This window comes from Streptomyces sp. NPDC043853, from assembly GCF_056436025.1.
This window is the reverse complement of record NZ_JBWKDJ010000007.1, coordinates 381,952-397,766: the sequence shown is the minus strand read 5'-3', so window position 1 is coordinate 397,766 and position 15,815 is coordinate 381,952. Positions and strand designations below refer to the sequence as shown.

The 15,815-nt window shown below is 72.3% G+C and carries 16 protein-coding genes and 2 pseudogenes; 7 read left to right on the top strand and 11 right to left on the bottom strand.

Annotated elements, in window-relative coordinates:
• Positions 1-28: 28 nt before the first annotated feature.
• Positions 29-841: an inositol monophosphatase family protein gene (locus tag AC067U_RS21225; RefSeq protein WP_478831294.1), complete on the bottom strand. Its 813-nt coding sequence runs from the start codon at positions 839-841 to the stop codon at positions 29-31.
• A gap of 115 nt (positions 842-956) precedes the next feature.
• Between AC067U_RS21225 and AC067U_RS21220 the strand changes: the two genes are divergently transcribed.
• Positions 957-1,901 carry a LysR family transcriptional regulator gene (locus tag AC067U_RS21220; protein ID WP_478831293.1) on the top strand — a complete coding sequence of 315 codons (945 nt, stop codon included), beginning with the start codon at positions 957-959 and terminating at the stop codon, positions 1,899-1,901.
• Between the two features lie 265 nt (positions 1,902-2,166).
• Here AC067U_RS21220 and AC067U_RS21215 read toward each other — a convergent pair whose 3' ends face one another.
• Complete coding sequence (locus AC067U_RS21215) at positions 2,167-2,598, bottom strand: CAP domain-containing protein (RefSeq protein WP_478831329.1); 432 nt, start codon at positions 2,596-2,598, stop codon at positions 2,167-2,169.
• A gap of 407 nt (positions 2,599-3,005) precedes the next feature.
• Here AC067U_RS21215 and AC067U_RS21210 point away from each other — a divergent pair, with 407 nt between their 5' ends.
• From AC067U_RS21210 to AC067U_RS21200, 3 genes and pseudogenes are all read left to right on the top strand, one after another.
• Entirely contained in the window at positions 3,006-3,149 is a 144-nt protein-coding gene (locus tag AC067U_RS21210; protein ID WP_478831292.1) for a hypothetical protein, read from the top strand.
• Positions 3,150-3,223: 74 nt separating this feature from the next.
• Entirely contained in the window at positions 3,224-3,859 is a 636-nt protein-coding gene (locus AC067U_RS21205) for a VOC family protein (protein WP_478831291.1), read from the top strand.
• A 98-nt stretch (positions 3,860-3,957) separates the two neighbouring features.
• Positions 3,958-4,143: pseudogene (locus tag AC067U_RS21200) on the top strand (IS5/IS1182 family transposase); the annotation flags it as partial.
• A gap of 99 nt (positions 4,144-4,242) precedes the next feature.
• Here AC067U_RS21200 and dnaB read toward each other — a convergent pair.
• Both dnaB and AC067U_RS21190 read right to left on the bottom strand, forming a co-directional pair.
• Positions 4,243-5,586 carry a replicative DNA helicase gene (gene dnaB / locus AC067U_RS21195; RefSeq protein ID WP_478831290.1) on the bottom strand — a complete coding sequence of 448 codons (1,344 nt, stop codon included), beginning with the start codon at positions 5,584-5,586 and terminating at the stop codon, positions 4,243-4,245.
• Positions 5,587-5,966: 380 nt separating this feature from the next.
• Positions 5,967-6,539, bottom strand: coding sequence for a hypothetical protein (locus tag AC067U_RS21190; RefSeq protein ID WP_478831289.1), 573 nt, complete (start codon positions 6,537-6,539; stop codon positions 5,967-5,969).
• A 409-nt stretch (positions 6,540-6,948) separates the two neighbouring features.
• Between AC067U_RS21190 and AC067U_RS21185 the strand changes: the two genes are divergently transcribed.
• Positions 6,949-7,941 (top strand): DsbA family protein, encoded by a 993-nt coding sequence (locus tag AC067U_RS21185; protein WP_478831288.1) that lies wholly within the window; start codon positions 6,949-6,951, stop codon positions 7,939-7,941.
• A 58-nt stretch (positions 7,942-7,999) separates the two neighbouring features.
• Here the strand turns inward: AC067U_RS21185 and AC067U_RS21180 are convergent, their stop codons facing one another.
• A complete protein-coding gene (locus tag AC067U_RS21180; protein ID WP_478831328.1) occupies positions 8,000-9,163 on the bottom strand; it encodes an acetyl-CoA C-acetyltransferase in 1,164 nt (387 codons plus the stop codon).
• A 156-nt stretch (positions 9,164-9,319) separates the two neighbouring features.
• On the opposite strand from AC067U_RS21180, the gene AC067U_RS21175 reads away from it, so the two are divergent.
• Both AC067U_RS21175 and AC067U_RS21170 read left to right on the top strand, forming a co-directional pair.
• Positions 9,320-9,943, top strand: a complete 624-nt coding sequence (locus tag AC067U_RS21175) for a TetR/AcrR family transcriptional regulator (RefSeq protein WP_478831287.1) — start codon at positions 9,320-9,322, stop codon at positions 9,941-9,943.
• Positions 9,940-10,686, top strand: a complete 747-nt coding sequence (locus tag AC067U_RS21170; protein WP_478831286.1) for a response regulator transcription factor — start codon at positions 9,940-9,942, stop codon at positions 10,684-10,686. Before AC067U_RS21175 ends, AC067U_RS21170 begins: the two co-directional genes overlap by 4 nt.
• Positions 10,687-10,908: 222 nt before the next feature.
• On the opposite strand, the pseudogene AC067U_RS21165 reads toward AC067U_RS21170, so the two are convergent.
• The 6 genes and pseudogenes from AC067U_RS21165 to AC067U_RS21140 form a co-directional block, all read right to left on the bottom strand.
• Positions 10,909-11,082 (bottom strand): annotated as a pseudogene (locus AC067U_RS21165) (4'-phosphopantetheinyl transferase superfamily protein); the annotation flags it as partial.
• Positions 11,083-11,431: 349 nt separating this feature from the next.
• On the bottom strand, positions 11,432-12,193 hold the full coding sequence (locus AC067U_RS21160) for an SDR family NAD(P)-dependent oxidoreductase (RefSeq protein ID WP_478831285.1): 762 nt from the start codon (positions 12,191-12,193) through the stop codon (positions 11,432-11,434).
• A gap of 12 nt (positions 12,194-12,205) precedes the next feature.
• The gene (locus AC067U_RS21155; protein ID WP_478831284.1) at positions 12,206-12,985 is read right to left on the bottom strand and encodes a crotonase/enoyl-CoA hydratase family protein; all 780 of its coding nucleotides are present in this window, start codon (positions 12,983-12,985) and stop codon (positions 12,206-12,208) included.
• Positions 12,982-13,818 carry an enoyl-CoA hydratase/isomerase family protein gene (locus AC067U_RS21150; RefSeq protein ID WP_478831283.1) on the bottom strand — a complete coding sequence of 279 codons (837 nt, stop codon included), beginning with the start codon at positions 13,816-13,818 and terminating at the stop codon, positions 12,982-12,984. The genes AC067U_RS21155 and AC067U_RS21150 overlap by 4 nt, the downstream gene beginning before the upstream one ends.
• Positions 13,815-14,765 (bottom strand): 3-hydroxyacyl-CoA dehydrogenase family protein, encoded by a 951-nt coding sequence (locus tag AC067U_RS21145; protein WP_478831282.1) that lies wholly within the window; start codon positions 14,763-14,765, stop codon positions 13,815-13,817. Before AC067U_RS21145 ends, AC067U_RS21150 begins: the two co-directional genes overlap by 4 nt.
• Positions 14,762-15,802, bottom strand: a complete 1,041-nt coding sequence (locus tag AC067U_RS21140) for a 3-oxoacyl-ACP synthase III family protein (RefSeq protein ID WP_478831281.1) — start codon at positions 15,800-15,802, stop codon at positions 14,762-14,764. Before AC067U_RS21140 ends, AC067U_RS21145 begins: the two co-directional genes overlap by 4 nt.
• Positions 15,803-15,815 lie beyond the last annotated feature (13 nt).

Below are 15,815 nucleotides of genomic sequence, written 5' to 3'. Positions count from 1 at the left end.
GTGAGGTGGGTGGGGCGGAGGTGTCCCCTCAGACGATCGGCGAGAGGACCTTGAGGGCGGCGGTGTGGATGCCGGGGGCGGCGGCCAGGAAGTCGCGGCTGCCCGTGTTCCAGGGCTCGCCCGCCAGGTCGGTGACAGTGCCTCCGGCCTCGCAGACCAGCAGGGCGCCGGCGACCAGACCGGAGCGGACGTCGGAGAACTGCCAGAAGGCGTCCGTGCGTCCGGCCGCGACGTGGATGAGCTGCATCGTGGCGGGAACGGACACGCGCACGACCAGGCCGTTGATGAGCATGGCGGTGACCGAGTCACCGATCCGCCGGAAGGTGCGCTCGTCCTCGCCGGGCCTGGCCTGGCCGGTGCCGACGAGCGCGGTCCCCAGATCGGTCTTGGCGGACACCTTCAGGGGCCGGTCGTTGAGACGGGCACCGCCGCCGGCGACAGCGGTGTAGGTGTCGCCGGTCAGCGGCAGGTGGACCACGGTGAGCACCGGCTGGTTGTCGCGGACCAGGGTGGCGGTCACGGCCCAGTCCTCCATGCCGTGAACGTGGTTGATGTTGCCCTCGGCAGGGTCGACGACCCACCACTCCCCCGACGGGAGCGCACCGCCGGCCAGCTCGTCCTCGGCCCACTGCGATCCCCGCCGGGCCCGCAGCAGCGGTTCGCGCAGCACGTCCAGCACCGCGTCGTCGTTGGCGTGGATCTCAGCGACGACCTCGTCCAGACTCACGCCCCGGGCGTGCGGAGTGTGGCGGTCGCGCAGGGTGAGGCCTGCGGTCTTCACCACGGCGGTCACCTCGGACAGGAGCGTCGTGCCGGCGGCAAAAGGCATGGCTGTGCTCATGGTGGGCTCCCTGAGTTCGATGTGTGCGGGCGACTCGTCTTGCGCCTGCACTTCGAAGGTAGGTCTCCCGATTGTTAACAACAAGTGCATGTTATTCAGTTATAGAGTTACTGGTATGCAATTGGATCTGAACCTGCTCACGGCCCTGGACGCACTGCTGGAAGAGGGCAGCGTCGCCGGCGCCGCAGCACGCCTCCACGTCACCGCACCGGCGATGAGCCGCTCCCTGGGCCGCATCCGCAAGGCCACCGGTGACCAGATCCTGGTCCGCACCGGCCGCAGCATGGTTCCCACCACCCGCGCGCTGGCCATGCGCGCCCAGGTCCACGCCCTCGTACAGCAGGCCCACCACCTCCTGTCCGCGCAGCAAGAACTCGACCTGGCAGCTCTGGACCGGGTGTTCACCGTGCGCTGGCACGACGCCCTGACCGCCGCCTGCGGTACCGCCCTGATCACCGCCGTCCACCGCCAGGCCCCCGGCGTCCGACTGCGCCTGTCGGCCGAACCCGGGACGGACGACGCCGAGCTGCGCCGGGGCGAGGTCGACCTCGAATCGAGCTCCAGCGCTCCGACGCTCCCCGACATCCGCCACCGCCTCGTCGGCAGCGACCGGCTGGTCGTCGCCGTCCGACCGGGCCACCCCCTCACCGAAGGCCCGCTGAGCATCGAACGCTACGCGGCCGCCGAACACCTCACCGTGTCGCGACGCGGAAGCCTGCGCGACCCGATCGACGACGCCCTGACCACCCGCGGCCTCGAACGACGCGTCGCCGCCGCCGGGCCCACCGCCGCCTTCGCACTGCAACTCGCCCTCGACACCGACCTGGTCGTCACCCTCCCCGACGCGGTCACCCGCGCAGCCCGGGAACAACTCGGCCTCGCCGTACTGCCGCCGCCACTCCCGCTGCCCGAGGTCCCCCTGTACCTGCTGTGGCACCAGCGCTACGACGACGACCGCGCCCACACCTGGCTGCGAGACCTGGCCACCGAAACCGTCCAGGCGCTATTTGCAGCTCCGACCGCCTCGCAACAGACCCTCACCAACCGGAGCGGGCAGTGACGTACGCGCCGGGGGACTTTCCGGTGCAGTCACGTCCTCGCGTTTGACCGGCTTCCCCTTCGCCCTCCCGCCGACCTGAGCAAGCTCGCACTGCACCGCCGGCTCCGCGGCCACCGGAATCAGGCCGAGACCCTGCGAAAGGGAGTGAACGTCTGTGTCTCGTGACACCGAACAGACACGGCTGCAGGGAGCCGGCACCGGCAACTGCCCAAATCTGTCCTCGTCCTCGGTGATGTCGGGCCATCGCTCGAGAAGGAGCAGGACCTCACCGCTGACAGCGCCCGAACGTCACCACGTAGGTCGCGGCGCCGCTCGCGCCGGCTCCGGCTCTGTCCGCGGCGCCGGGCAGCGCCGCGCTGCCGATTTCGCGCAGATTGCCGTCGAGGATGTTCGCGCGGTGGCCCGGGCTGTTCATCCACCATGTGACGGCGGCGCTCGGCGTGCCCGAGGTGCCCCAGCCGGTGTACGTGATCTCAGCGACCTGCCACGACCGGGGGTTCGGGCAGTAGCCGGCCCCCATGATGCGGCTCTGCGGTGTCGAGCCCGTCTGGGGGTTGGTGTGCGAGTCCTTGCCCGGTCCCCACCACTTCAGCTGCACGGCCGCAGCGGCGTGCTGCCGGGCCGCGGTGTTCAGGGCGGAGTTGACGGTCAGCGCCGGCAGCCCGCGCTGCGTACGCTGCGCGTTGATCAAGCCCACCACGTCCCCGGGCTGGGCAGCTGCGTCCTGGGACGCGGCAACGGGTACGAGCGTCGCCGCCAGGATGGCCGCAACGGCCGGACCAATGAGCTTCCGGGTACGTGAAGCAGTGCAATTCACGAGGTACACCTCCCGCAACCACGAACAGTGGTTTCGAGCGCTTGGGTGAGGCGACCAGTCGCTTTCGCTTCGACGTCATTTCCAGGCTGCCATCGGGACCACCCACTCGCCATCGGGGGCCGGTCCGGCCCCTGCCGGGGAAGGAACGGCCCCTTCGGGAATACGAACGCGCCAGCGCTCCGGAATCGGCTGCGGGGCCGTTCCCGGAGCGCTGGGCGCGGTCGCCGAGTACGGCGTCCGGGCGGTCGATCCGCCGGTGCCCGCCATCGTGAAGAACAGCATCCGCGGTGTCGGCCCGAGCCGGGGACGCGCTCGCCCCGCAGCAGCTGATCGAGCGGGTCGTGGGCCTCGACGAGGGAGCAGCGCTGCTGCCTGGCTTCGACCGGGCCTCCCCCGCCGGGATGACGATGATCGATCCGCTCCACGGCTGAATCCACGGCGGACGCGGCCGGGGCGGTGAGCGTGGCGTCGGGATTTGTACGGGTTGTCGGGTGATGATGGCGCAGTGCGACTTGATCACGTGTCCTATGCGGTGGCCCGCGACAGCTTCGTCTCGACCGTCCAGTGGATCGGATCGGCCCTCGGCGCCGGGTTCGTCGACGGGGGCGCGCACCCGCGATTCGGCACCCGCAATTTCATTCTCCCGCTGAGCGGCGGCACCTACGTCGAGGTCGTCACCACACTCGACCACCCCGCCACCGACCGCGCACCCTTCGGCCAGGCCGTCGCGCGCCGCGCCGCCGAGGGCGGCGGCTGGCTCGGTTGGGTGGTCTCCGTCGACGACATCGCCCCGGTCGAGGCCCGCCTCGGCCGCACCTCGGCCGAGGGCCACCGTGTCCGCCCCGACGGGTTCGACCTGAAGTGGAAGCAGATCGGCCTGCTGGAACTGCTGGAGGACCCGCAACTGCCCTACTTCCTTCAGTGGCTGGTCCCCATCGAGGAGCGCCCGAGCGCCGACCCGCGCACCTCCACCACCATCCACGGGGTCACCATCGCCGGCGACGCCGCCTCCATCGCCGAATTCCTCGGCGAACCGGCCGACCACCCCCTCGACCAGATCGACGTCACCTGGGTCGAGGATGAGGAACCGGGCCTGGTCTCGGTCGAGTTCGCCACCGCCCACGGCCCGGTCACGATCTGACCAGCGCCCGACCGCCCCGCGGGAGCAGCCGGCTGGGGCTTCCGCCGGAGCACGCAAAAAAAGGGGCCGAAGGCCGCAGCGAGCCCGCCGACCACGCTCTCGGACGCTCACGCGGCGGCCTGAGCACCAAGGTCCACCTGGCCGCCGACGACCGTGCACGGCCCCTGGCCCTGACCGTCGCCGCGGGCCAGGCCAGCGGCGCACCTGCCTTCGAAGCGGTCATGGCCCGCATCCGCGTGCCACCAAGCGGGCCCGGCAGGCCCCGAACCCGGCCGTTGGCCGTGCGTACGTCCCAGACCAGCGATCCGGTGATCCGAAAGAAACGGCCTGGACGAGGCACCGACCTGCCGGTCGAGCCCTCTGCAACACCCTTTGGGTGCCGGTCAGGGCTGAGCCATGTCCACGAAGCGGGAGTAATGGCCCTGGAAGGCCACGGTGATGGTGGCGACCGGGCCGTTGCGGTGCTTGGCGACGATCAGGTCGGCTTCACCGGCGCGGGGGGAGTGCTTCTCGTATGCGTCTTCGCGGTGGAGGAGGATCACCACGTCGGCGTTGTCCTCCAGCGCTCCGGAGTCCCTCAGATCGCTGATCTGCGGCCTTTTGTCGCTCCGCTGCTCCGGTCCGCGGTTGAGCTGTGAGATGGCGACGACGGGGACGTCGAGTTCCTTCGCGAGGAGTTTGAGGCAGCGGGCGATCTCGGAGATCTCTTCGTAGCGGGAGGAGAAGGGCCGGGTTCCGTAGGTGAGCATCTGCAGGGCGTCGACCACGATCAGATCGATCTTGCGCCGGCTGCGCAGACGGCGGCACTGCGCGCGCAGGTCTGTGAAGGTGGCGTAGGCGCTGTCCTGGATGTAGAGCGGAGCGGTGCTGACGTCGGGCATGCGCCTGGCCAGTCGGGTCCAGTCGTCGTCTGTCAGCATGCCCGAGCGCATGTGGTGCAGGGCGACGCGGGCTTCCGCGGACAGGATCCGCATGGTGACTTCTGTCCGGCGGAGTTCCAACGTGAACAAGGCTGAAGGCAGGCCGGCCTTGATGGTGGCTGCGCGCAGGAAGTCGGCAGCGAGCGTGGACTTGCCCATGGCGGGGCGGCCGGCGAGGACGATCAGCTGACCGGGCTGTAGTCCACCGGTGAGCAGGTCCAGGTCCTGGAAGCCGGTGGGGACACCGGCAAGAGTCGCCCTGCGGCTGCCGATGGCCTCGATCTCGTCCAGGGTGTCCTCGAGTACGTCGCCGATACTGAAGGCGGGGGGAAGGCTGCCCGGTCGGTTCGTCGTGGCGGCCAGGATCTCGGCCTCGGCGGTATCCGCGACCTTGTCGAAGTTCTCGGGACTGGCTTCGGCGACCAGGTTCTCGATACGGACGGCTGCCGTGTGCAGCCTCCGCAGGCGGGAGGTGGCCTGGACCCGCTCGGCGTTCCTCACCCAGTCCTTGCCGGACGAAGTACTGAGCAGCGCGTTCACGTAGGTGCGGCCGCCGGCCTGGTCCAGCCGGCCGGCTTCCTCGAGGTGCGCGCACACGGTGAAGGGACTCGGTGCCCCATCGGCGGCGTACAGGGCGAGGATGCTGTCGTAGATCAGCTCGTGTGCCGGCCGATAGAAGTCACGGCCGTACAGAATCTCGACCACGTCGGCAATGGCGTCCGTCGAAACGAGCATGGACCGCAGCACCGCCTTCTCGGCCCGGAGGTCATGCGGGACCGGCTCCTGCTCGCCGTCGTCGTCTGCCACAGCACCTTCCCCCCGGTAGAGATCCGTGGTCAGGGTAGTGGTTGAACACCGGAGGACGACCCTGTGTCTGGCCTGTCGCCCTCCACTGCCGGCGCGCCGGGCCTGTGCCCGTCATAGGGCCACTGCAGGTCAATGCATGTCGCGCCACCAGCGCCAAGACCTATTCGGCGTCACTGCCATCACCCCGAGCGTCACCGGTCCGTGCGTCGTTGTCGACGCGGGCGAGGTGCTGTCGCGTGGCGAAGGTGTCAGTTCCGGAGCAACCGGTACCCCAGGAGACCGGCATCGTGCCGGTACCGTCCCGGCCGACGATGTCGGGTCGGCCGTCGCCGTTCTGGTCACCGGCGGCTGCGATCGCGTTGGAGGGTACGGCTGTGGGCTCAGGGGACGACGGGCGCCAGGGGGCTGCGGGTGGGGAGGAGGGAGTTGATGCCTTCGGCGGCGGGGGTGTCGAGGAAGTAGAGGTTCATGATCTGGCCGGCGTCCCTCGTCCAGAAGCGGTGGCCGTCCTGCTCGAGGTCGTCCAGCAGGTAGGTGACCACGAGTCCGTCGGCCCAGTCGTCGTGCACCTCCGCGGTCCATCGCCGTCGACGGCCGTTGACGGTGTAGGAGATCCATGCCTCTCCGGAGGCGAGGCCGACGTGGTCCTCCACGTCGGTGAAGGCGTCGGGGCGGCCGGTGATCCGGCACAGCTCGCGGGCGATCCTCACGTACGCCCCGGGTCCGTGGACGCATTCGGTGTCGAAGTTCCAGGCCCGGTCGCAGAACCAGCGTCCCCAGGGTTCGCGTTCCACTTCCGCGCCGAGCACGGAGAGCAGGAGTTCGTACGGCCTGCGCTCGAAGAGGTCCCTGGGGAGGGAGTACAGCAGGTCGTCGACGGTCCGGTCGGGTGCGAGGGGCAGGCCTAGTTCCGCCAGCCGGGATATCTGCGTTTCGAGTTCGACGAGTTCCACGGCAGCAGATGCTAGTGGTCGCAGCTGACAGCGGGCTCTGACACACCTTCGGTTCAGGTGCTGTGGATTCCCGAGGCCGCCGTCGGCGGCCCTCAGGCAGGTGGCGAAGCGGTACAGCCGGTCACTGCGAAGCGGGCCTTGGCACGGGCGGCGGCGTAGCGGCTCGCCGTAGGGGAATCGACGGCGGACGGCGGGGCGGCCGACACCAGCCCGCGCTAAGCGCGAGAGCAGTGCAGGCCGCCACCCGGTGCGCGTGCCGGTGGTGCATGCGGGACAAGGTCCCTCCTGGGACGGTCGTGGCTTCCACCTGGCGAGTTCCTTTGTCGGTCCGCCGTTCGGTGGTCGTCCTTGCCGGCTCGGAGGGCGACTTCTGTTGCATAGTCGACAGGTGTTGATTAACTTGCCTCACATGATCCGAATCGAATTGTGGGCGGACGTTGTCTGCGCCTGGGCGTACATCGGGAAGCGGCGCGTCGAGGCGGCGCTGCGGGAGTGGGACGGCGAGGAGGTCGAGGTGGTGTGGCGGCCGTTCCGGATCGACCCCATGGCGCCCGCCGAGGCGGCGCCGTTGGCCGAGGTGCTGCAGGACCCGCTGGTCGACGCCGCGCTCCAGCAGTGCGCGCCAGGGCTGTCGGCCGCCGAGAACCGGGTGCGCGTCTCCGAAATCGCCGCGGCCGAGGGGCTCGGGCCGGGGTGGGGCGCCGCGTGGCGGGCCTCGAGCCATGACGCGCACCGGTTGGCCGCCCTCGCCTACGGGCATGGCGGCGCGGCCCTCCAGGACGCCGTGATGGAGGGCGTGCTGCGGGCGCACTTCGTCGAAGGGCGCGACATCAGCCTGGCCGAGACCCTCGACGCGGTGGCGTCGGACGCCGGTTTCGCGGACGGTGGGCGGCTGCTGCGCGGCGGCGGCGCCGAGCAGGAGGTGCGCGAACAGCTGCTGCGCGGCAAGGCGATCGGGGTGACCACCTCCCCCACGCTGGTGGTGCGCACCCAGGCGCTGGCCGGGGCGCACGCCCCGGAGGTGATCGCGGAGTTCGTCTCCGGTGCCGCCGCGGCCGCCGGCGGGCGCGAGCTGCCCGCGGAGGTGGAGCGGCTGCGGCTGGCCGATGCGCTGCTGGACAAGGGCGACCCGCTGGGCTGCCTGACGCTGCTGCGCCCGCTGGTGGAGGACTACCCGCAGGACCGGACCGTGCGGATGCTGGCCGCGCGGGGGTACTTCCACTCCGCGCAACTGGGCAAGGCCCGCGCGGCGCTGGAGTCCCTGGTGGCCGAGGTGCCGGACGACGCCTACGCCCGGCTGATGCTGGGCCGGGTCCTGCAGCGCCAGGGACTTCCGGACCAGGCCGCCCCGCACCTGCGGATCGCGGGCGCGATGGACGCCTCGTACGACAAGACCGGCTGAACCGCCGGAACGGGGGAGGCGCCCCGTCGCGTGCTGCGGCGCGACGGGGCCCGCGCCGTCAGAGGCGTTCGATGATGGTGACGTTGGCCTGTCCGCCGCCCTCGCACATGGTCTGCAGGCCGTAGCGGCCTCCGGTGCGCTCCAGGTGATGCAGCAGCGTGGTCATCAGCCGGGCGCCGGTCGCGCCCAGGGGGTGGCCCAGGGCGATCGCGCCGCCGCAGGGGTTGACCCGGGCCGGGTCGATGGCCACTTCCCGCTGCCAGGCCAGGACCACCGACGCGAAGGCCTCGTTGATCTCCACGGCGTCGATGTCGGACTCGGTGAGCCCGGCGTCGGCGAGCGCCTTCCGGGTGGCCGGGATCGGCGCGCTGAGCATCATGATCGGGTCGTCGCCGAGCACCGTCATGCGGTGGATGCGGGCGCGGGGGGTCAGCCCGTGCTCGCGGACGGCCTCGGGTGAGGCGATCAGCAGCGCGGCCGCGCCGTCGGAGATCTGCGAGGCGGTGGCGGCGGTGATCCGTCCGGCCGGGTCCAGCGTCTTGAGCCGCGCCATCGACTCCAGGGTGGTGTCGCGGCGGGGGCCCTCGTCCACGGCGAGCGCGTGCTCGCCGTCGTCGTACGGGGCGATCTCCGGCTCGAACCAGCCGGCGTCCACGGCTTGGGCGGCGCGCCGGTGGCTGGTGAGCGCGAATTCCTCCATCTCGGCCCGGCTGATGTTCCAGTGGCGGGCCATCAGCTCGGCGGCGTGGAACTGGCTGACGGTCTGGTCGCCGTAGCGCTTGCGCCAGCCGATCGAGCCGGAGTACGGGTCGGGGTGGCCGAACTGGCCGCCGACGGCGGCGGCCGCGGTGAGCGGGATCTGGGACATGTTCTGCACCCCGCCGGCCACGACGAGGCCGGCGAGACCGCTCAGCACTGCGTGCGCCGCGAAGTGCACGGCCTGCTGGGAGGAGCCGCACTGGCGGTCGATGGTGACCCCGGGGACGGACTCGGGCAGGCCCGCGGCCAGCCAGCTGGTGCGGGCGATGTCCCCGGACTGGGAGCCGAGTTGGTCCAGGCAGCCGAACACGACGTCGTCCACGGCCGCCGGGTCGATGCCGGTGCGGTCCATGAGGGCGCCCAGCACGTGGGCGCCGAGGTCGGCCGAGTGCACACCGGCCAGGCCTCCGTTGCGACGGCCGACGGGCGTGCGTACCGCGTCAACGATGTAGGCCTCGGATATTGAGCTCATCTCTGCGTGATCCTCCGTCAAGAAGTGGGATGAATGGGGGTGTTGTGGGCATGGGCCGCCCCGGTCGGGTCCGGCACGACTGTACGACACGTGTCGCTTAACTGACAGGTGTTGCTTTTACGGCATGGGTCGTGGAATCTTGGCCCCATGCCGAACATCTCGAACACCAGAGGCGCCTCGCGCGACCCTCGCGCCCGGCGGACCAGGGCACTGCTTCGGGCCGCCGTCCTGGAACTCTCGATGGAGAAGGACCTGGACGGCATCACCATGGGCGACATCGCCGAACGGGCGGAGGTCAACCGGGCCACGGTCTACCTCCACTACAAGGACCGCGAGGACCTGCTGCTCGACGCCACCGAGAGCACCATGGAAGGCGTCATCGAAGCGGCACGGGCCTGCCGCCTGACCGCCGACGCCCACCGGCTCTCCCAGGCCGCCCCGGTCCATCTGGTCAAGCTCTTCGGCCACATCGACCAGCACCGGGCCGTCTATCGCCGGATGCTCGGCGAGGACGGCAGCCCCCGCTTCGCCGCCCGGCTCGAGCGCCTGCTGGCGCAGGCCTGGTTCGAACAGCTGCTGACCGAGGCCGAACCGGGACGGCTCGACGAGAACGCCCTCCTGGTGCGGGCCCACTTCCTCAGCGGGGCGATGCTGGCCGTCATCGGCCGGTGGACCCGCGGGGACTTCGACACCGAGGACGGCAAGGGCGACATGGGCGTCGAGCGCGTGGCCGAGCTGACCTGGTCCCTGATCACCGGCCGGTCCCTGTGAGCGGGACGGCCGCCGAAGCGGCCACCGCGACCGGACCGGTCCAGATAGCGCCGCAGCCGGTCGCACAGCCCGCCGGGCAGCCGGCCGGGCAGTCCGCTGCGGCCGCGGTGCCCTCGCGGACCTCGGTCCTGGTGGTCCTGGAGAACGAACTGGTGCGCTGCGGCGTGCTCTCGCTGCTGCGCACCGTCCCCTCGGTGGGTCCGGTGTGGGCGTGCAGCGGTCCGGTCGCCGCCCGCGAGCTCCTCGCCGAGCACCGCCCCGACATCGTCCTCTGCCACGGCAGCGGGGAGCCCGCACCCTCGCTGATCAAGGAGGCCGAGTCCTTCGAGGCCCGGGTCCTGCTGCTGCTGGAAGACCTGCGGCTGGAAGCCATCGACGAGGAGGTGATGCTCGCCTCGCACGGTTTCCTGATGCAGGCCGACCTGACCTCCGCCAACCTCAACGAGGCCGTCACCCGGCTGGAGCGCGGCGAGATGCCGCTGCCCGCCGGCCTGGCCCGCTCCCTGATGGTCCGGGTCCGCGGCACGGGCCCGGTGGGCTCACCCCGCAAGATCTCCCTCACTCCCCGCGAACAGCAGGTCCTCTCGCTGCTGGCGCAGGGCCTGAGCAACAAGCAGATCGCCCGACGGCTGACCATCTCCGAGCACGGAGTCAAACGGCACGTCACCAACCTCCTGGCCAAGCTCAACTCGCCCAACCGCACCCTGGCCGTGGCCCTCGCACTCCAGGAGGGCCTGGTCTGACCCGGCAGCGGCGCCCGCCGCCGTCCGTGCGTCCGGGGCCGCCGCCGGCGGTCCGTCCGCCAGCGCCAGCGCCGCCACGTGCCCCGGTCCGGCCGGCAGCAGCACCGTGCGCCAGCGCGTCCCCGCACCGGGCCCGCCTGCCCCGGCCACCCTCCAGCGGCGGACCTCCCCGGCACCGGGGCCGGCCTGCGCCACCAGGCGGCCCATACCGCCGGCAAGCCCGGTCCCCATCGCCTTCAGCACCGCCTCCTTGCACGCCCACCGCTCCACCAGCCCCCGCAGCGCGGCCGGCCCCGACAGGGCCGACCAGCGCTCCAGGTCGGCCGGGTCGAGCACCCGCGCGGCCAGCGCTCGCGGCATCCGCAGCGGCCGTACACCCTCGACGTCCAGGCCCATCGGGCCGTACGCCGAGCAGCCCGCCAGCACCGCACCCCGGGTGTGCGAGAGGCTCAGACACAGCCACGGCGCCTCGGCGGCCACCGGACGCCCCGCCGCGTCCCGGCCGAGCACCACCCGCTCCGGCCGCTGCCCCAGGACCCGGCCCACGCCCAGCCGCAGCAGTGCGTGCGCGGTCACGTACGGGGCGCGGGCCGCCTCGGGCAGGCTCGCGTACCGGGCGCGTTCCCCGGCGGACAGCAGCCCGAGCAGCCCGGCCGCCTTCTCCGGATCCTCCACCGCACGGGCCAGCCAGACCGCCGGCCGGGCCGGTCCCGCGCCCGCCGGTCCCGCGCCCGCCGGCACGGCGTCAGATCGGGCCAAGGCGCACCGCCCCGTCGAGCCGGATGACCTCGCCGTTGAGCATCGGGTTGTCGATGACGTGGGCGACCAGCGAGGCGAACTCCTCGGTCCGGCCCAGCCGGACCGGGTGCGGGGTCTGGGCGGCGAGCGAGGCGCGTGCCTCGTCCGCGAGCCCGGCGACCATGGGCGTGTCGAAGAGACCGGGGGCGATGGTGACCACCCGGATGCCGTGCCGGGCCAGGTCCCGGGCCATCGGCAGGGTCATGCCCGCAACGGCCGCCTTGGAGGCGGCATAGGCGGTCTGGCCCTCCTGGCCCTCGTACGCGGCGATGGACGAGGTGCACACCACCACCCCGCGGTCTCCGCCGACGGGCTCGTTGGCGGCCATCGCGCGGGCGGCCAGGCGCACCGCGTCGAAGGTGCCGAGCAGATTGACCCGCAGTACCCGTTCGAACTGCTCCATCGGCAGCGGTCCCTTGCGGCCCAGGGTGCGGCCGGGCACCGCGATCCCGGCGCAGGTGACCAGCGCGCCCAGGCGGCCCAGGGAAGCGGCGGTCTCGACGGCCCGCGCCACGTCCTCGGTGCGGGTGACGTCGCCCGGCACGAAGACACCCCGCTCCCCCAGGTCGGCGGCCGCCTTCTCGGCCCGTTCGGAGGGGCGGCCCATGAAGACCACCCGGGCCCCGTCGGCGGCCAGCCGCCGGGCCGCGGCCAGCCCCAGGCCCGAAGTTCCACCGGTGACCAGCACCACGTTGTCGTGGATGTCCATGCCCGTTCCTCCTCAGCGCCCGTGCCAGACGGGGGGCCGCCGCTCGGCGAAGGCGAGCATCCCCTCCTCGGCGTCCTGGCTGGCCAGCAGCCGTGTGCAGTACTCGGCATTGAGCGCCCAGAGTGCGTCCTCGGGGGTGCCCGCGGCGGCGGCACGCACCAGGTGCGTGCCGGCCAGGACCGACAGGGGCGCGTTGGCCGAGATCCGCCCGGCCAGGTCCAGGGCCACCTCCAGGGCCCGGCCGGGCGGTGCCAGCCGGTTGACGAGGTACCAGGCGTGGGCCGTCGCGGCGCTGACGGGCTCCCCCGTCAGCACGGCCTCCATCGCGGCGCGGGGCGGCACCAGCCGCGGCAGCCGTACCAGTCCCCCGGCGCCCGCCAGCAGCCCGCGGGCCGCTTCGGGCAGCCCGAAGCGGGCGTCCTCCGCAGCCACCACCAGGTCGCAGGCCAGGGCCAGTTCGGTGCCTCCGCCGAGTGCGGCGCCCTCGACGGCGGCGATCAGCGGCTTGCGCACGGGGTGGTGGACCAGGCCTGCGAAGCCCCACTCCTCGTGGTCGGGGTCGTGCACGGGTTCCCCGGCGGCGAGGGCCTTGAGGTCGGCCCCGGCGCAGAAGACGGGACCGGCCCCGGTCAGTACGCCCACGCGCAGGTCCGGGTCCTCATCCAGCAGGGTCAGCGCGGCACCCAGCTCGCGGGCGAGTACCGAGTCGACGGCGTTGCGGACGGCGGGGCGGTCGAGGGTGAGGACGGCCACCGGGCCGCGCCGCTCGAACCGCACGGTGGACGCGGTCATGCCCGGCCCCCGCTCCACGCGTGCACCCGCCCGCCCGCGGCCCCGAACCGGGCCGAGCGGCGCGCGGAGAAGGCGCTGATCCCCTCCAGAGCGTCGGCGGTGGCCGCCGCCGCGCTGAGGGTGAGCGACTCGTCCTCCAAGTGGTCGGCGAGGGTCCGCGCGAAAGAGGACCGCAGCAGGCGCTTGGTCTGCCCGTACGCCGCGGTGGGGCCGGCGGCGAGCTCCCGGGCCACGTGCAGGGACCGCTCGTGGAGCTGCCCGTCGGGCACGGTCTCGGTGGACAGGCCCCAGCTCTGGGCGTCCTCGGCACTGAGCACATGGCCGAGCAGGGTCATGTGCTGGGCCCTGCGCAGCCCGACCAACCGGGGCAGCAGATGACTGGTGGAGGCGTCGGGGGTCAGCCCCAGGGCGCCGTACGCGGACCGGAAGGTGGCGTTCTCGCCGGTCAGCAGGACATCGGCGAGACAGGCCAGCCCCAGACCCGCACCCGCGACATGCCCCTGGGCGGCCACCACCAGCGGAGCGGGCATCGCGGCGAACCGGCTGAGGGCGGCGTGCAGGTAGCTGGTCACCTCCATCAGGTGGCTGGGCAGGTCCTCGGCCTGCTCGAAGGACTTGAGGTCGCCGCCGACGCAGAAGTGGTCGCCCTCACCGGTGAGCAGCACGGCGCCGCTGGCGGCGGTGCGCTCCAGCAGCGCGGCGCGCAGGAGTTCCTGGGCCAGGCGCAGGTCGATGGCGTTGCGCCGCTCCGGCCGGGCCAGGTGCAGGCGGGTGACGCCGTGCTCCCAGCTGACCTCGATCCGGCGGAACTCCGCTGCGGGGTCGTGGGTCATCGCGCTCCTGTCGTGTCCGGGCCGACGGCGGCCGGTCCGGTGGCGGCGTAGTCGTGGAATCCCCGCCCGGTCTTGCGCCCGTGGTGTCCGGCCGCGACCAGCTCGCCCAGCAGATCCGGCGCCCGGAACACCGGGTTCCCGGTCGCCCGGTACAGGGCGCCCGCCACGTCCTGGAAGACGTCGAGGCCGCTGAGGTCCACGGAGGCGAGGGGGCCCATGGGGTGCCCGAAGCCGAGGTGGCAGGCCCGGTCGAGGTCGGCGGCCGAGCACGTGCCGTCCTCGACCATGCGGATGGCTTCCAGGATCAGTACGGTCAGCAGCCGAGTGGTGATGAAGCCCGGGGTGTCCCGTTCGACCAGCACGCTCTCCTTGCCGATCTCGGCGGCGAAGGCGCCGGCGGCGGCCAGGGCCGACTCGCCGGTGGCGGGACCGCGGACGATCTCGCACAGGCGCATCATCGGGACCGGCGAGAAGAAGTGGGTGCCGACCACGCGTTCGGGGCGGGTGGTGGCGGACGCGATCTCGCCGATGGGGATCCCGGAGGTGTTGGTGGCGAGGAAGGCCGCGTCCTGGCACAGGGCGTCCAGGCGGGCGAACAGCTCCCGCTTGACGGCCGGGTCCTCGGCGACCGATTCGACGACCACGGCGGCCTGCGCACAGTCCTCGAGACGGGTGGTGGCCCCGATGCGGCCGAGCACGGCGGCGGGATCCACCGCGGGGCCGTCCGCCGCACCGGCGCGCCGGGCCAGCCGGCGCAGCGATTCCTCGATGCCGGCGGTGGCCCGGGCCAGGCTGTGCTCGGTGCGGCTGTAGAGGACGACCCGGCGGCCGGCGGCGGCGGCCACCTGGGCCAGTCCGGCGCCCATCGTCCCCGCGCCGACGACGGCGAGGAGGCCCGCGGGGGCTGGTGCCGCGGCGGGGGCCGGGTGCAGGTCGGCGCCGGTCACGGGACGAGGCCGAAGTCTTCGGCACCGGTCCAGCGGATCAGCGTGCCGCCGTGGCTCATGCCCGCGCCGAACGACACGATGACCACGTTGTCCCCGCTCTTGAGGCGGCCGGTGTCCATGGCCTCGCGGAGTACGAGCGGCACCCCCGCCCCGGAGGTGTTGCCGTACTTCTGCACGTTGGTCATGGTCTTCTCGGCGGGCAGCCCGATCCGCTCCATGAGCAGGTGGATCAGGTGGTAGTTGGCCTGGTGGAAGACGATGAGGTCGATGTCGCCGACGGTGATGCCGTTGGTCTTGGCGAGCTCCTCGACGAAGCCGGGGACCCGCTCCAGGGCGAAGTCCCGGACCCCGCGCCCGTGCATGTGGGCGAAGTTGTCGCCGAAGCCGGACTGCTTGGGGCTGCCGTCGTCCCAGGTGCGCTTCTCGCGCTTGACGTACGCGGTCGTGTACGCGGTCGGGTCGCTGCGCAGCAGGGCCGTGCTGACGCCCTTGCCCGCCTCGACGGGTTCGAGCAGGTAGCAGGCCGCGCCGTCGCCGAAGATCACGCCGACGGTGCGGTCCTCCGGGTCGAAGGTCTTGGTGCTGACATCGGCGAGCACCACGGCGACCCGGCGGTACGCGCCGGAGGCCACGTACTTGGCGCCGACGTCCAGGGCCCAGGTGCCGCCCGGGCAGCCGCCCGTGTTGACGTCGAAGCCGGGCACGTCCCGGATGCCGGCCTTGCCCATGATGGCCACGGCTGTGGCCGGGATGAGGTTGTCGGGGGTGTAGGTGCCGCAGATGACGAGGTCGACCGAGTGCGGGCTGACCCCGGCCCGCTCGCACGCGTCGAGCAGGGCCGCGGCGCCGAGGTCGGAGGACCACTCGTCGGGGGCCGACCAGTGGCGGGTGCGCACCCCGATGAACTCGCTGATCCAGGCATCGGTCGTGTCGAGCCGCTTTTCGAGATCCGCGTTGCTGACGACGTGCTCGGGCAGCCGTCCGCCGATCGCCCGGATTCCTACGCCGCGGGGCCTGTCGTATGCCATGGGTTCCATGCGGCCGAGTCTT

What these genes read in the sequence shown, in the direction of transcription:
- AC067U_RS21140 (WP_478831281.1), bottom strand. Translation starts at nt 15,802, where the DNA reads ATGGAACCCATGGCATACGACAGGCCCCGCGGCGTAGGAATCCGGGCG.
- AC067U_RS21150 (WP_478831283.1), bottom strand. Translation starts at nt 13,818, where the DNA reads ATGACCCACGACCCCGCAGCGGAGTTCCGCCGGATCGAGGTCAGCTGG.
- AC067U_RS21175 (WP_478831287.1), top strand. Translation starts at nt 9,320, where the DNA reads ATGCCGAACATCTCGAACACCAGAGGCGCCTCGCGCGACCCTCGCGCC.
- AC067U_RS21220 (WP_478831293.1), top strand. Translation starts at nt 957, where the DNA reads ATGCAATTGGATCTGAACCTGCTCACGGCCCTGGACGCACTGCTGGAA.
- AC067U_RS21225 (WP_478831294.1), bottom strand. Translation starts at nt 841, where the DNA reads ATGAGCACAGCCATGCCTTTTGCCGCCGGCACGACGCTCCTGTCCGAG.
- AC067U_RS21160 (WP_478831285.1), bottom strand. Translation starts at nt 12,193, where the DNA reads ATGGACATCCACGACAACGTGGTGCTGGTCACCGGTGGAACTTCGGGC.
- AC067U_RS21155 (WP_478831284.1), bottom strand. Translation starts at nt 12,985, where the DNA reads ATGACCGCGTCCACCGTGCGGTTCGAGCGGCGCGGCCCGGTGGCCGTC.
- AC067U_RS21185 (WP_478831288.1), top strand. Translation starts at nt 6,949, where the DNA reads ATGATCCGAATCGAATTGTGGGCGGACGTTGTCTGCGCCTGGGCGTAC.